This window comes from Pseudomonas sp. Root329, from assembly GCF_001424925.1.
Taxonomy (GTDB): Bacteria; Pseudomonadota; Gammaproteobacteria; order Pseudomonadales; family Pseudomonadaceae; genus Aquipseudomonas; species Aquipseudomonas arabinosi.
The window spans coordinates 1-13,677 of sequence record NZ_LMCV01000029.1 but is presented as its reverse complement, the minus strand read 5'-3'; the positions used below and the strand labels follow the sequence as shown (position 1 = coordinate 13,677).

General features: G+C 57.1%; 14 protein-coding genes and 1 pseudogene. All 15 read right to left on the bottom strand.

Annotated features, from left to right (window positions below; genetic code table 11):
- Nucleotides 1–14: 14 nt before the first annotated feature.
- Nucleotides 15–692 (bottom strand): metallophosphoesterase family protein, encoded by a 678-nt coding sequence (locus ASC74_RS20745; protein WP_056743628.1) that lies wholly within the window; start codon nucleotides 690–692, stop codon nucleotides 15–17.
- Nucleotides 670–1,647, bottom strand: a complete 978-nt coding sequence (locus tag ASC74_RS20740) for an ATP-grasp domain-containing protein (RefSeq protein ID WP_056743626.1) — start codon at nucleotides 1,645–1,647, stop codon at nucleotides 670–672. Before ASC74_RS20740 ends, ASC74_RS20745 begins: the two co-directional genes overlap by 23 nt.
- Nucleotides 1,644–2,492: an NAD-dependent epimerase/dehydratase family protein gene (locus tag ASC74_RS20735; RefSeq protein WP_056743624.1), complete on the bottom strand. Its 849-nt coding sequence runs from the start codon at nucleotides 2,490–2,492 to the stop codon at nucleotides 1,644–1,646. Before ASC74_RS20735 ends, ASC74_RS20740 begins: the two co-directional genes overlap by 4 nt.
- A complete protein-coding gene (locus tag ASC74_RS20730) occupies nucleotides 2,489–3,211 on the bottom strand; it encodes a class I SAM-dependent methyltransferase (RefSeq protein ID WP_056743622.1) in 723 nt (240 codons plus the stop codon). Before ASC74_RS20730 ends, ASC74_RS20735 begins: the two co-directional genes overlap by 4 nt.
- 9 nt (nucleotides 3,212–3,220) lie before the next feature.
- A complete protein-coding gene (locus ASC74_RS20725; protein WP_269084625.1) occupies nucleotides 3,221–3,463 on the bottom strand; it encodes a WbqC family protein in 243 nt (80 codons plus the stop codon).
- A gap of 21 nt (nucleotides 3,464–3,484) precedes the next feature.
- Nucleotides 3,485–5,113, bottom strand: coding sequence for a glycosyltransferase family 61 protein (locus ASC74_RS20720; protein WP_056743619.1), 1,629 nt, complete (start codon nucleotides 5,111–5,113; stop codon nucleotides 3,485–3,487).
- Between the two features lie 86 nt (nucleotides 5,114–5,199).
- Nucleotides 5,200–5,357: pseudogene (locus ASC74_RS31645) on the bottom strand (IS5/IS1182 family transposase); the annotation flags it as partial.
- 378 nt (nucleotides 5,358–5,735) lie between these two features.
- Nucleotides 5,736–6,488 carry a S24 family peptidase gene (locus tag ASC74_RS20715; RefSeq protein ID WP_056743617.1) on the bottom strand — a complete coding sequence of 251 codons (753 nt, stop codon included), beginning with the start codon at nucleotides 6,486–6,488 and terminating at the stop codon, nucleotides 5,736–5,738.
- A gap of 223 nt (nucleotides 6,489–6,711) precedes the next feature.
- Nucleotides 6,712–7,239 carry an inorganic diphosphatase gene (gene ppa, locus ASC74_RS20710; protein WP_046047374.1) on the bottom strand — a complete coding sequence of 176 codons (528 nt, stop codon included), beginning with the start codon at nucleotides 7,237–7,239 and terminating at the stop codon, nucleotides 6,712–6,714.
- Nucleotides 7,240–7,352: 113 nt separating this feature from the next.
- Complete coding sequence (locus tag ASC74_RS20705; RefSeq protein WP_056743615.1) at nucleotides 7,353–8,165, bottom strand: zinc-dependent peptidase; 813 nt, start codon at nucleotides 8,163–8,165, stop codon at nucleotides 7,353–7,355.
- 6 nt (nucleotides 8,166–8,171) lie between these two features.
- Nucleotides 8,172–8,828, bottom strand: a complete 657-nt coding sequence (locus ASC74_RS20700; RefSeq protein ID WP_056743613.1) for a DedA family protein — start codon at nucleotides 8,826–8,828, stop codon at nucleotides 8,172–8,174.
- 221 nt (nucleotides 8,829–9,049) lie between these two features.
- A complete protein-coding gene (locus ASC74_RS20695) occupies nucleotides 9,050–9,511 on the bottom strand; it encodes a GNAT family N-acetyltransferase (RefSeq protein ID WP_056743612.1) in 462 nt (153 codons plus the stop codon).
- Between the two features lie 118 nt (nucleotides 9,512–9,629).
- Complete coding sequence (gene eutC / locus ASC74_RS20690) at nucleotides 9,630–10,454, bottom strand: ethanolamine ammonia-lyase subunit EutC (protein ID WP_177338871.1); 825 nt, start codon at nucleotides 10,452–10,454, stop codon at nucleotides 9,630–9,632.
- An 8-nt stretch (nucleotides 10,455–10,462) separates the two neighbouring features.
- Nucleotides 10,463–11,857: an ethanolamine ammonia-lyase subunit EutB gene (locus ASC74_RS20685; protein WP_056743609.1), complete on the bottom strand. Its 1,395-nt coding sequence runs from the start codon at nucleotides 11,855–11,857 to the stop codon at nucleotides 10,463–10,465.
- 133 nt (nucleotides 11,858–11,990) lie between these two features.
- The gene (gene eat, locus ASC74_RS20680) at nucleotides 11,991–13,361 is read right to left on the bottom strand and encodes an ethanolamine permease (protein WP_056743607.1); all 1,371 of its coding nucleotides are present in this window, start codon (nucleotides 13,359–13,361) and stop codon (nucleotides 11,991–11,993) included.
- Nucleotides 13,362–13,677 lie beyond the last annotated feature (316 nt).

Sequence of the window (13,677 nt, the reverse complement as noted above, 5' to 3'; positions counted from 1 at the left end):
TTTCCAATCCCGCTTCAGTCCGCAAGCCGACGCAAATTGCGCGCGCCGGTTTTCAGTCCGCCGTAGTAGTAGTCGTTGAAGCCGGCGGCCTCCATCAGGTCGAACACCTTCCGCATGTCGTACTCGACGCGATGCAGGGTGAACTCACCCGCTTCATAAATGGCAAATGCCGCACGTGGGTCGCCGTCCCTCGGCTGGCCTACCGAGCCGGGATTGCAGTAAATCTTGTCGCCGTAGCGTTGCACGGTTTGCACATGGGTGTGGCCGGAGACAAAGACGCGTCCCTGTACCCGTTCGAAGTACTCGGCAGAGGGCTTGAGGTATTCATCGATAGGGTCGGTCCAGCCGCCGTGAACCAGTCGGACTTCGCCGATTTCGCGCTGCACCGGAAACGTTTTCAGCCAGTCCAGATGCTCAGGTTCGATGATGGTGCGCAGGTAGACCAGGCAGTCGTTCACGCTGCGCGAGCGCGAACAGAAACCGCCGCCCGCCATGTACCAGTCGTGGTTGCCCATCACGCAGGGGATCTCACGTTCGCGCAGTTCGCGGCAGCACTCGTTGATCTGTGCGTAATAGCCCACCACGTCGCCTGCGCAGTAAATGCTGGTCACACCCTGCCGGTCAATTTCGGCCAACACCGCTTTGAGCGCCTCGTAATTACCGTGGATGTCAGAGATGAAGGCCGTCTTCATAGAAAATGTGCTCGTCGGTGTAGCGGACGGCGCGGCCACGGCGAATGACGGGCTGAGCCGGATCGCGTTGATCCAGAAAGTAATCCAGCGCCATTGCGCTTTCGTTGTAACCGAACGCGGTGCGGATGGCGGTGGAGGAAGAAATCCGGGGGTTGATTTCCAGCAGCTTGGGTCCCTGCGCGCAGCGGCGAAACTGAAAGTTGGTCGGTCCCAGTGGGCGTAACAAGCGGCACAGCTCGTCGATTGCCGGGTCGAACTCCGCCGAGTCAGCCACTTCGGCCTTGTCGGTGAACCCGTCACGCGACAGCTTGCGCTGCAACGTCATGCTGGCGAAATAACCGCCGCTCCCGTCGCAAAACGCAGAGAGGGTGAACTCCTCCTCATCGTTTCCGACGATGGGCTGCGCCATCAGTACGGTGCCGATGTCTGCGCGATGCTTCTGGAAAACCGCTTCCGAGGTCACCCGAACAATGCCCTTGGAGCCAAAGCCCCGGCGAGGTTTGAGCAGGAAGGGCAGGCCGAATTGCGCTACCAGTGTGGCAAAGTCCTGCTCCAGCGAGCTTTCGATGGCACAGGTGACGCCGGCTGCCAGCAGTTGCTGGTAAAACCCCCATTTGTCCTTGCACAGCGCAATCAGCGACGGTTCATTGAGCAAGGGTAATGCGCCGGTCGCCTGGATGTGTGGGATGTGGTCGACCCAGTGGTACATGTCGATTTCGATGCCGGGGACCAGCAGGTCAATGCGATGTCGCCGTAGTGTGGCGAGCAGCCAGTCGAGATACTCCGGCGTACCGGTGAGCGGCGCCTGTTCGAACACGTCGCAGAATGCGGGCGCGACCGAGTCGTCGTAGATCGATGTGCCGACCAGGAAAATGTCTTGCCCTGTCTGGCGAAGAGCGCGCAACACGCCATAACCCACGATGCCGCTGGCGCCGGAAACCAGTACTCTTTTCACGGAGTCACCAACCTGTTTGCCACCAGACGAGCGAGTCCTTGCTCTATCCCGATGGCAGGATAAGTCCCCGTCTTGCGGTACAAGGTGTCGTCGTAAGGAAAGACGTTATCCGAAAGGTCGTTCATGGCGGCATTGAACGCTACGTTGCTTGTAGAGCCTGCTGCCTTGATAAGCGCTTTGGCCACCGTGAGGAGACTGGCATCTTCCTCGTTTGTACAGGCATACAGGCCCTCTACGCGGCCGCGGATGACGGCTGCGACAATCCTGCAAAAGTCTTCCGCATGAAGGTAGTTTCTCCGGGCGTCTCTGCTGCCATGGATAACAATATCTTCGTTGCGCAGCACCTTGTCCAAAATGCTGTACAGGAACACCTGGTGCCGCCTGAAGCTATCCAGCTCGCCATACAGCTGAGAGGGTCTCAAGAGGGTGCAGGGCAGGTTTACCTTGGTGCAATACAACTGAATGAGTTCATCAGCATGCCGTTTTGAAAGGCCATAAACCCCGTAATACTCGGAGTCGCCATCCACGTATGCGTTGATACTGGATATGCTCACAAAATGCCGTACGCCCGCTTCCCTGGCGGCGTGGCATAGCTTGAGCCCGCCCAAAACATTGACATGCTCGGCCTCAAGCATTGCATCGAAATCAACGCCGCCAAAGTGTGCTGCCAGATTGACGACGACATCGATACCTTGCGGCAAATACCACTGCTCGACGGGCTCGCTCAGGTCCAGCGCCACATCGCAGCCACTGCGTCCGGCCGTCAGTACTTCGGCGAACGATGCCAGCACCGGGCGCAGCACTTGCGCCAGTGAAGCGTTACCGCCTACGAGCAGTATCTTCATTGGCCAGAAATCTCGGCGAACAGGCCACAACTCAGTTCCGGGTAGTCAATGCCAACGGTGCACAGTGCGTCGATGACGTTGCTATCCAGTTGCAGGGAAAGGATCTGGCGGGTGGTGAAAGGCTTGAGGTAGATGCCTTCAAGTCGGTCCACGACGCAACCGGCCTGGGCCACGTCGGCGCTCAAGGTCGCCACCGTGTAAAACCGTTGGTGGCCGAGCAGGTGATCGTTCTCGGACAAGGTGGTGACGTCGTCCAGCAGCCCGGCCAACTGGCCCAGCCTGCGGTTCAGCACTTCAGCGTTAGGCACTGCCAGGAACATCTTGCCTCCTGGGGCTAGAAATTCGCGAAAACGTCGAAGGATCAGCAGTGGGTCTTCCACGTGTTCAAGTATGAAACCCATCACAATCACGTCAAAGCGCTCGTCTGTGTCGAAGCGCTCGAACCAGGTCTCGACGATCTCTGCCTTGCAGTCAGGATGCTTGTCACGAAAATTCTGGATAACGGCGGGGGAACCTTCCAGCACCACATGGCGGACGAAACGACGCGAGAAGATGTCAGTGGTGTAACCGTGGCCCAGCCCGAGCTCCAGCAAGGAGCACGCCTCTCCGGCGTGATGTAGCACGCGCTGTGGATACCAGGTCAGGAGAACTTCGTTGTCGAAATCGTAAATATTGTCACCCTGGTAGGCGGCCACGTGTTTGTCCAGCGCGTTGCTCATATCTTCCCCTCAAACCAATTCATAGCAACCTATGACGACGGCGCAGACCTGCTCCGGCGCATTGAACATCATCACATCCACCATTGAAAGCCACGGTACAAAGGGGGCGCCGAACTGGGGATACTCGAACAGCCGCGAGCGGATGAACTTGAGTGTCACGCCCTGAGTCTGGAACACCTCGCGGTCGTACAGCGCCATGCCTCCGATGGCGTTGATGTGTTCTACGCGGCGGCAACGATGGCTGGGTGACAAAAATATTTTTTATCACGCACGTTAATTTTTAACCACGTTCATGCCCAGAAACGAAAGCGCTTCAAAAACACGTTCCACGGGTACTTGATAGTGCGAATGTTTTTGATCTTCGGCGTGTGCGTAATCTCCGGACACCCAGAGCGGAGAATACCCCAGGGTCTCCATCGGCCCTTGGAACGTCCCCCAGTTATGTAAGTTCGGCTGAGTCAGCACCAACAGCTTTACACTGGGATCGGCAAAAACAAAGTTGAGGAGCGCTGATCCGTTAGGCGCAACTATCCACTCAGCCTTCTGAAAAATCTCGATCTGCTCTTGTGCGGTCATGTCCTCAGTGAACACTGTTTCGAAGCCAATGTCAGACAAAGCATTTTCAATTTCTTTTTCATTAAGCAAGCGACGCCATTTCATATTTTTTCGGGCTAAAAATATGCGTTTTTCGCGGCGCACCTTGCTGTAGAGCGATTGATTTCCCCGGATAAATCGCATCGCCCGAGGCGATAGGCCCGGCATTTCGGAAACCGGAATATCGTTGGCAAAAAACTCGGTCGGCAAAAAAGCAGGGGATGGCGCTACCAGTAAACGTCGACAGATGAGCGATTCATTCGTTCGCAGCAATATCAGAGGATTGTCGGAAAGTCGTCGTAGATGATCAAAGTGACTTTGCGGCATATCGGCATCGACGATAAGTGGCAGATTTGCAAAATCGGGGTGCTGTTGTAGAAATTGCAACTTTGGCAAAAACTCTGGTAACCAGTGACCAAAGGCGTTAGAGACCAGGCCCGATAAAAAAATACCAGCCTCAATCTCTCTGGTCTCAAAATTTCCAAAACTTAAAATGACTTTGTCTGGTTGTTGGGCAAACACCACGGGTTCATAAACAAAGCTGACGAAGCGTCCAAATTTCGGGTGCGCCCCTGTGTCACTAATGGCTGTGCCGTCTGAAGTCAGAATGATGCTCGAGTTGCCGAAGATGCGGGCACCCGCAATATCCGCGACATAGGGTTTGTTTGATAGCGCTATGGTTGTTTCGGTCGTTGCAGGACGCCCCCACACATGAGGTGCTTTGAAGGGGATTTTTTCCACTTCACCTGCTTCCAGCAGCGTTAACCCGGTTTTTTCCGCCCAATCGCGCATCGTGCGCAGCGAAGCCGTCACCGTATTCGCAGGACTGCTTATTCGCAGGCAATGCGTTGCAGGCTCTGATGCGGCCGAGCCTGTGCCTTTAGACGTAGCGACGGCTTCAATTAACGCTCGAAGTGTCTTGTCGGATACCAATCCGGTCCGCTTGCAGCTGAGTTCAAAGCGAAGCAACTTCACGCGCTGCCTTAAAAATTGTAGCCTCGAGGGTTTCGTTTGGGACGGCCTATAGACGGTGACTTTATCTTCGTTTATTGCGAGCTCATCCATGAGTTGCTTTTGGATTTCTTGGTAGTAATCACTGGCGATAATTATTTTATCAAAGGACAGGTCGGTAAGTTGTTCTGGCGAATAGATGGTTTTTCCGAATAGCAACTGGCCATGCTTTTGTGGGTTGTTATCAAGAAAGCCAATAACTTTGTGGCGATCACGGCAGCTCTTATAATAGTTAACGCCGCCGGTGCCGGTTCCAAAGATCAACGTCCGCATTTTGATGCCAAAACCACGCCGCATATTCACCTCGCCTTACGTGTGTTCAAACTATCAGCGATTATACTGAGCCGCTCACCATTAATGACAGAAAGCCTGTCAGGCGCCAGGATCGCCGGATTGCTCAGGGCGAACCCGTTCTGCAACAGGTGAATGCGCAACAGAGTGTCCGGCGGATAGGGCTGTCGACCACCGCCAGTCTGGGGGTATAAGGTTCGATCAGCGAAAGAAAACCGCTCCAGGGCACCACGTATTCCATAACGGTCAGAAGTCTGAGGTTGGGGGCTGTTTAGGGTTATTGATTTTATGCCAGACGTGGAGCTTATATCAGCTTCGCGGATGGGACAGGACTATTTCGGGCATTAAAAAGCCGGCTTGTGGCCGGCTTCTCGGGGACTGGCTTGGTTCATTTTTGGTAAACCGCGCCAGCCTTCAAAACGTACACCCGGATCTTGCGTCCGGCTGTGGGACTTGGCGAGAAAATCACCTGCCTTGTCGGTGCGATCTGAGCCTGAAGAAGGGTCGATACGCAAATGTGGGGCGCAGCATACTGATTTTTTTGCAGAACTCCCAGCGTGGTGTGCGGGGTAGAGCTATCCCGTGACTTGTAGCCGCTGGCGGAGCCTGCTGCTACATAGTTATGTGTTTACAGAAAAGGTATGGGTGGCCTGCGTTTATTCAGGGTCGACCACCAGAACACCCATCCCAGAACCCTTATGTTTTGTTCTTCGATTTGCGGAGGTCTGAAGACTTCATCCGGGTATTCGGAGCTGTTGTGGCTGCGCATGCGTATCGCGTTGCCTGGTACCCGGCTCAGGTATTTGATGCGCAACATGCCGTCGTGCTCGATTGCGTAAATCTCTCCGTCGACAATTTGCGTGAGCCCGCGGTCGATGGCAACGATGGAGCCATCTTCAATTCTTTCGGCCATGCTGTTGCCAACCATGCGGACGCAGATGGCATCGGCGTGGTTGATTTCCAGGGAGTCAAGATCGCTGCGCGGCAGGCGGATCGATTCGCTGGGGTCTTTGATGACATGGGTTTTGTCGGAGCCGGGGGCAGTGGCCGCTTCTTTGTAAAAGGGTAGTTCGATATCGACTGGGTCGATGACCCGATAAGTGCCCCGGATTGACTGGGCGTCGAAGGTATTGCCGGATGCATCGATCAGATGCAATTCCCTGGCGTCTTGCGGTCCTTCGCCGGTTTTTAGCCATTCAGTGTTCACGGACAGTCTTCTGGCGACATCTTCCATGCGGTAGTCAGGAACGCCGCGGGCATACCAGTTATGGACAGTTTGAGGGTCGGAAATACCCAGGAATTCGGCAAATCTTGTTGTCGTGATTTGTAGCTCTTTCAGGAGCATTCTGAATCGTGGGCCGCAGGTTTTGTTCTTTTTCATAAACACGAGTCTAGCCGTGCGGCATAAGGCTTTGATTCAACAAAACGTTCAAATCTGGCGTGAAATTTAAGTCCTGATGTAAGACGTCTTTTGTAAAAATTAAACAAGAAAAAACCGGTTTGCCCGCCCGTTAAATGTGCTGTTGAATATGATATTCAAACGCCCACAAAAAACCCCGGATCAACCGGGGTTCTTCGTTATAGCCGTTCGTGAGAGACGGCTATCAGCCTTTATAGGCAGCAACCGACTTCATGATCTCGGTGCGAGCGGCTTCTGCGTCGCCCCAACCTTCGATCTTCACCCATTTGCCTTTTTCGAGGTCTTTGTAGTTCGCGAAGAAGTGCTCGATCTGCTGAATCAGCAGGGGTGGCAGGTCGCTGCACTCTTTCACGTCGACGTACAGCTGGGACAGCTTGTCGTGTGGCACTGCGATGACTTTGGCATCGCCGCCGCCGTCGTCGGTCATGTGCAGGATGCCGACCGGACGGGCGCGGATGACCGAACCTGGAGCAACCGGGTAAGGGGTCACAACCAGCACGTCGAGGGGGTCACCGTCGTCAGCCAGGGTGTTCGGGATGAAACCGTAGTTGGCCGGGTAGAACATCGGGGTGGCCATGAAACGGTCAACGAACAGGCAATCGCTGTCTTTGTCGATTTCGTATTTGATCGGGGCGTGGTTGGCCGGAATCTCGATCGCGACGTAGATGTCGTTCGGCAGGTCTTTGCCAGCCGGAATCTTGCTGTAGCTCATTGGGCGTTGCCCCCGTTAGTTGACCAAAAACACTTGGCCGGATTGACCAAAAAGTGGCGGCGATTATAGGCATATTCCGCCGCCGATGCCACGATCCAAGGGTCGTAGAGACCTTAGTCGCGTGCCTGATAGACCGGGTCTTCGGCCAGAAGTTGCCGCAGCCGGGCCAGCGGGTCCTGACGATAAAACAGCTTCAGTTGCTCATAGACCTGAGGATACGCCTCGTGCAGCAAATCCGGGGCGCTAAAGAAGTATTCGCTGGTGACCGCGAAGAACTCGGCCGGGTTTTCCGCAGCGTACGGGTCGATGGCGGTTTCTGCATCCGGGTTGCGGTCCAGTTGCCGGTCGAGGTCGTCGTAGGCCTCTTGCATGACCTTGGCCCAGTCGCTGACCCGCATGTCGGCGTGCAGCGGCGGCAGGCCATTGGCGTCGCCGTTGAGCATGTCGAGTTTATGCGCGAGTTCGTGGATCACCAGGTTGTAGCCTTCCCAGCCACCGCTGGCGATCACGCCGGGCCACGCGAGGATGATCGGGCCTTGCTGCCAGGCTTCGCCACTGTGTTCGCCGTCCCATTCGTGTTCGACGCCGCTGGCGTCGCGATGGCGCTGGGGGCTGAGGAAGTCGTCGGGGTAGAGGACGATTTCGTGGAAACCCTGATACCAATTCAGATCGCCCAAGTGCAGCAGTGGCAGTTGCGCCTGGGCGGCAAGCAGCAGGCGCTGCTCTAGGTGAAGTTCGACGCCGGGCAGGGCGGTCAGGTGTTTGTCCTGGAGGAACAGCACGCTGGCTTCGCGCAGCCACTGGTCTTCGGCGGCGCTGATGCCATCAAGAAAACTCAGGTGATGGCGCACCCGCTGCCACATGTCGTCGGCAATCGGATGCTTGGCCAAGGTGCGCTGGCGACGCCAGGCGCTAAGGGACCACATGGTGAATCAGCGCGATTGGGCTTTGGACGCGGCATTAGCAAGGCGACTGCGGATCATGCCGATGATCATCGGTACCAGCGACAGCAGGATGATGCCCACGACCAGCAGCGACAGGTTCTTTTTGATGAACGGTACGTTGCCGAAGAAGTAACCGAGGGTCACCAGACCGCCCACCCAGAGGATCGTGCCAAAAACACTGAAGGCGAAGAAACGCGGGTAAGGCATTTTGGCCACGCCGGCGACAAACGGTGCAAAGGTGCGAATGATCGGCATGAAACGCGCCAACGTCACCGTTTTGCCGCCGTGCTTGTCGTAGAAGTCGTGGGTTTGCTGCAGGTAGTCGCGGCGGAAGATTTTCGAGTTCGGGTTACTGAACAAACGCTCGCCGGCCGTTCGTCCGATCAGGTAGTTGGTGCTGTCGCCAAGGATTGCCGCCAGCATCAGCAGCCCACCCAGCAGCACCGGGTCCATGCCGCCGCCGGCGGCTACTGCGCCAGCGATGAACAGTAGGGAATCGCCCGGCAGGAATGGCATCACCACCAGGCCGGTTTCGCAGAAGATCACCAGGAACAGAATGGCGTAAATCCATGGCCCGTAGTTGTTTACCAGCAAATCGAGGTACACATCGAGATGCAGAATAATGTCGAGCGGGTTGAAATCCATGGAGAGCACCTGTGGTGACGGCCCGACTCTGCAGGCCTGTGCGGATGACTTCGCGAAAAGGCTACAGACGGGTGTAGTTTTTCTTACAAGCCGGAAAGATCGGCATTATACGGGCTGAGAAGTGAAAAGCGCGTTGAGTTTGTAGCGGGGGATTTCGGAGCGCAGTGAGAAGACGATCGCAGCCACAGGGCCGTCCCCATAAGGGCTGCGATCTTTTCGGCTTATAGCTCGTCGCTGATCGGCAACACGTAGTTCATGAACTCGGTGTCTTCCTTGAACCCGATGGATTCGTAGGTTTTCCGCGCGACGTCGTTATTGCTGCTGGTGGAAACGCGCATGCGTACAGCGTTGGTTTCCTTGGCCATTTTTTTCGCGGTGCGGATGAGGTTGTCGGCCACCAACTGGCGGCGTGCCTCTTCGGCGACGTAAATGTCGTTGAGGATCCACACGCGCTTCAGCGAAAGGGACGAAAAGCTCGGATACAACTGACAGAAACCCATCAGTTTGTTGCTGTCGTCATCGGCCAGGGCCAGGTAGATCACCGACTCCTTGCGACGCAGGCGTTTTTCAAGGAACGCCCGGGACGAGTCCGGATAAGCCAGGGAGCCATAAAACTCGCGATATTTGACGAACAACGGGGTCAACAGGTCCAGGTGTTCGAGGGTCGCTTGAATAATCCGCATGGTAGGTCTCGTCTTCAAGTGGCTGTCTTCACGTACTGTGACGGCGAACGGTTCTCACTCGGGCGGCCGTGTTTCGATCCTGCCTGAAACTGGATCAGAAACGCAATGCGGAAACGGTTCAGGCATCCGACGAACTCAGTAGGAAATTACCTTTCATGTCCGCTCCTGCGTCCGACTCCAGTGTCAGAACCTGGGCTTCGTCCTTCAGATTGACCCCTGACAACTGCCGCCGGCAGGCTTCGCGCATCAAATACAGCAAACGGTGTGCCGCCATGCCGTAACTCAGGCCTTCGAGCCGGACATTGGAGATGCAGTTGCGATAGGCATCCGTCAGCCCGACCTTTGGATTGTAGGTGAAATACAGCCCCAGGCTGTCCGGGGAGCTGAGACCAGGGCGTTCGCCGATCAAGATCACCACCATTTTTGCACCCAGCAGCTCGCCGATCTCGTCGGCTACGGCGACCCGACCCTGTTCCACCAGAATGACCGGTGAGACGGACCAGCCGTCGCTCACAATCTGATCTTCCATCCGCGCCAGAAACGGCAGGGTATGGCGATGAACGGCCAGCGCCGACAACCCGTCGGCAACGACAATGGCCAAATCGACACCGCCGGGATTGGCCAATGCGTAATCGCGCAGTGCCTGCGCCGACTCATCACTCAGCTTTCGCCCCAAGTCGGGGCGTTGCAAATAACTGTTCCGGTCCGTAGCGGCGCTGTGTAGCAGCAAACTGGCACGCCCGCGTTCAGCCAGTTGTGAGCTGAGCCCCGCATGGTCGAACGGCAAGTGCACCGCATCTCGCGCCTGAGCGTGGGCGTACTGGAAATCCAGCTGTGCGCTGGTCGGCATGCTGGTGCCGGTTCTACCCAAGGCTATCCGCGCCGGCGTCAGGCGACGCAGTTCCAGCAACGGGTTCTGTGGGTCAACGGGTGGTTTATCCATTTCAACACTCATCCCAGTTGCGCCATCGCTTGGCGGAAAGCCGGCGGCAGGCTGTCGCCGAAGTGAATCTTGCCGCCTGCCTGGGTGAAAATGCCCATTCTCGCCAGCCATTGTTCGAATTCCGGCGCCGGTTTCAGGCCCAGCGTCTGGCGGGCGTAAAGGGCGTCGTGGAACGAGGTGGTCTGGTAGTTGAGCATGATGTCATCGGAGCCGGGGATGCCCATGATGAAGTTGATCCCGGCCACGCCCAACAGGGTCAGCAGGGTGTCCATGTCGTCCTGGTCAGCTTCGGCGTGGTTGGTGTAACAGATGTCGCAACCCATGGGCACGCCCAGGAGCTTGCCGCAGAAGTGGTCTTCGAGGCCGGCGCGGATGATCTGTTTACCGTTGTAGAGGTATTCCGGGCCGATGAATCCTACAACCGTGTTCACCAGGAACGGTTTGAAATGTCGCGCCACGGCGTAGGCGCGGGTTTCGCAGGTCTGTTGATCGATGCCGTGGTGAGCGTTGGCTGACAGGGCGCTGCCTTGGCCGGTCTCGAAATACATCAGGTTCTGGCCCAGCGTGCCGCGGTTCAGGCTCAAACCGGCGTCATAGCCTTCCTGCAACACGTTCAGGTTAATACCAAAACTGGCGTTCGCCGCTTCGGTGCCGGCGATCGACTGGAACACCAGGTCCAGCGGAACGCCGCGATTTATTGCCTCAATGGACGTGGTGACATGCGTCAGCACGCAGGCCTGGGTCGGAATCTCGTAGCGCTGAATGATCGCGTCGAGCATTTCCAGCATGGCGCAGATCGAGGCGATGCTGTCGGTGGCCGGGTTGATGCCGATCATCGCGTCGCCGTTGCCATACAGCAGGCCGTCCAAAATGCTCGCGGCGATGCCGGCCGGTTCATCGGTGGGGTGATTGGGTTGCAGGCGTGTGGATAACCGCCCACGCAAACCCATCGTGCCGCGGAATTTTGTAACAACGCGAATTTTCTGCGCCACCAGCACCAGATCCTGCACGCGCATGATCTTCGACACGGCGGCGGCCATTTCCGGGGTCAGACCGGGCGCGAGGGCGCGCAGGCTCTGTTCGTCGGCGGCATCACTGAGCAGCCAGTCGCGAAAGCCGCCGACGGTGAGGTGGCTGACGGCGGCGAATGCTTGTTTGTCGTGAGTGTCGATGATCAGTCGGGTGACTTCATCGGCCTCGTAAGGAATGAGTACTTCTTGCAGGAAGTGGCTGAGCGGGATGTTGGCGAGGGCCATCTGCGCGGCCACACGCTCGCCATCGTTGAGGGCGGCGACGCCGGCCAGAAAGTCCCCGGAACGCGCCGGACTGGCCTTGGCCATGACCTCCTTGAGACTCTCGAAACGATAGGTCTGGGCGCCGACGGAATGGGCAAATGCGGCCATGGGACGGAGTCCTCCTGATCTATAAGTAATGCGATCTGCTTCTCTGTGGGAGCGAGCAAGCACGCTCCCACAGGGGATTGTTGTGCACTTCAATAAGGCAGGCGCCGGGCAACAGGCCCGGAGCCGGTGCAACTCAGACGCCTTCGAGCATCGCGTCCGCCGGTGCGTCGAAGCGTTGCTTGGCGGTCAATTGGAAATACAGGTAACCGACAGCCATAAATCCGAGGAACACACACCCGATCAGCGTATTGAACCAGGCCATCGCCACCAGGCACACCACCGCCAGAAACAGCGCAATCCCTGGCACGATCGGGTAGCCCGGCGCGCGGAAGGTACGCTCAAGGTTCGGCTCGGTTTTACGCAGTTTGAACAGGCTCAGCATACTGATGATGTACATCACGATGGCACCGAATACCGACATGGTGATCATTGCTGCCGTCAGGGTCATGCCTTGCAGGTTGACCAGACCGTCGCTGTAGATCGCCGCGATGCCGATCACGCCGCCGGCCAGGATCGCCCGGTGCGGAGTCTGGAAGCGCGAGAGCTTGGCCAGGCCGCGAGGCAGGTAACCGGCCCGGGCCAGCGCAAAGAATTGCCGTGAGTAGCCGAGAATGATCCCGTGGAAACTCGCCACCAGACCGAACAGGCCGATCCACACCAGCATGTGCATCCAGGACGAATTGTTGCCGACCACGGCTTTCATTGCCTGAGGCAACGGATCGTTGATGTTCGCCAGTTGACGCCAGTCGCCAACGCCGCCGGCCATCACCATTACGCCGATGGCCAGGAACACCAGGGTCAGAATGCCACTGACATAAGCCCTGGGAATCGTGCGTTTCGGGTCCTTGGCTTCTTCAGCCGCCATTGCCGCGCCTTCAATCGCAAGGAAAAACCAGATCGCAAAGGGGATCGCCGCAAAGATGCCGGGAATCGAGCCCATGGTGAACTCGTTGGCGCCCGACCAGCCGTTAAGCGCGAAATTACTGAAGCTGAAGCCCGGCGCAACGACGCCCATGAACACCAGCAATTCGGCGACCGCCAGCACGGTGACCACCAGTTCAAACGTCGCGGCGATGCTGACGCCGAGGATATTCAAGCCCATGAACACGAAATAGGCGCCAACGGCGGCGATCTTGGGGTCAAGTTCCGGGTATTGCACGTTGAGGTAGGCGCCGATGGCCATGGCAATCGCCGGGGGCGCAAAGACGAATTCGATCAGCGTGGCGATGCCGGCGATCAGTCCGCCTTTCTCGCCAAAGGCCCGCCGGCTGTAGGCAAACGGTCCGCCCGCGTGGGGGATCGCGGTAGTCAATTCGGTGAAGCTGAAGATGAAACAGGTGTACATCGTCGCCACCATCAACGCGGTGACGAGGAAACCCAGGGTCCCTGCGGTGCCCCAGCCGTAACTCCAGCCGAAATACTCGCCGGAAATCACCAGGCCGACGGCAATGCCCCATAAATGCAGGGTGCCGAGTGTGGGTTTGAGCTGTGTAGTAGAAGTCATAAGTCCTCGCTGTCTTTTTTATTTTTTGATTTGTTGGACTTTCAGGTGCGACGTTTTCGTGTAAAGCGAGCACGCAAAGCCCGTGCCAGAGCGGCAGGGCAATGTTCGGGGTGTCATTGAGGGCGCCATCGCGAGCAGGCTCGCTCCCACAGGGAAACGCGGTGTAAATGTGGGAGCGACGGTGCGGCGATCCGACCTGCTCGCGATGACTATTGAAAGGGCGACGCAGAAACATCTGCATCGCCCACGCTTTTTTAGAAGAAGCCCAACGGATTGATGTCGTAGCTCACCAGCAGGTTTTTGGTCTGCTGATAGT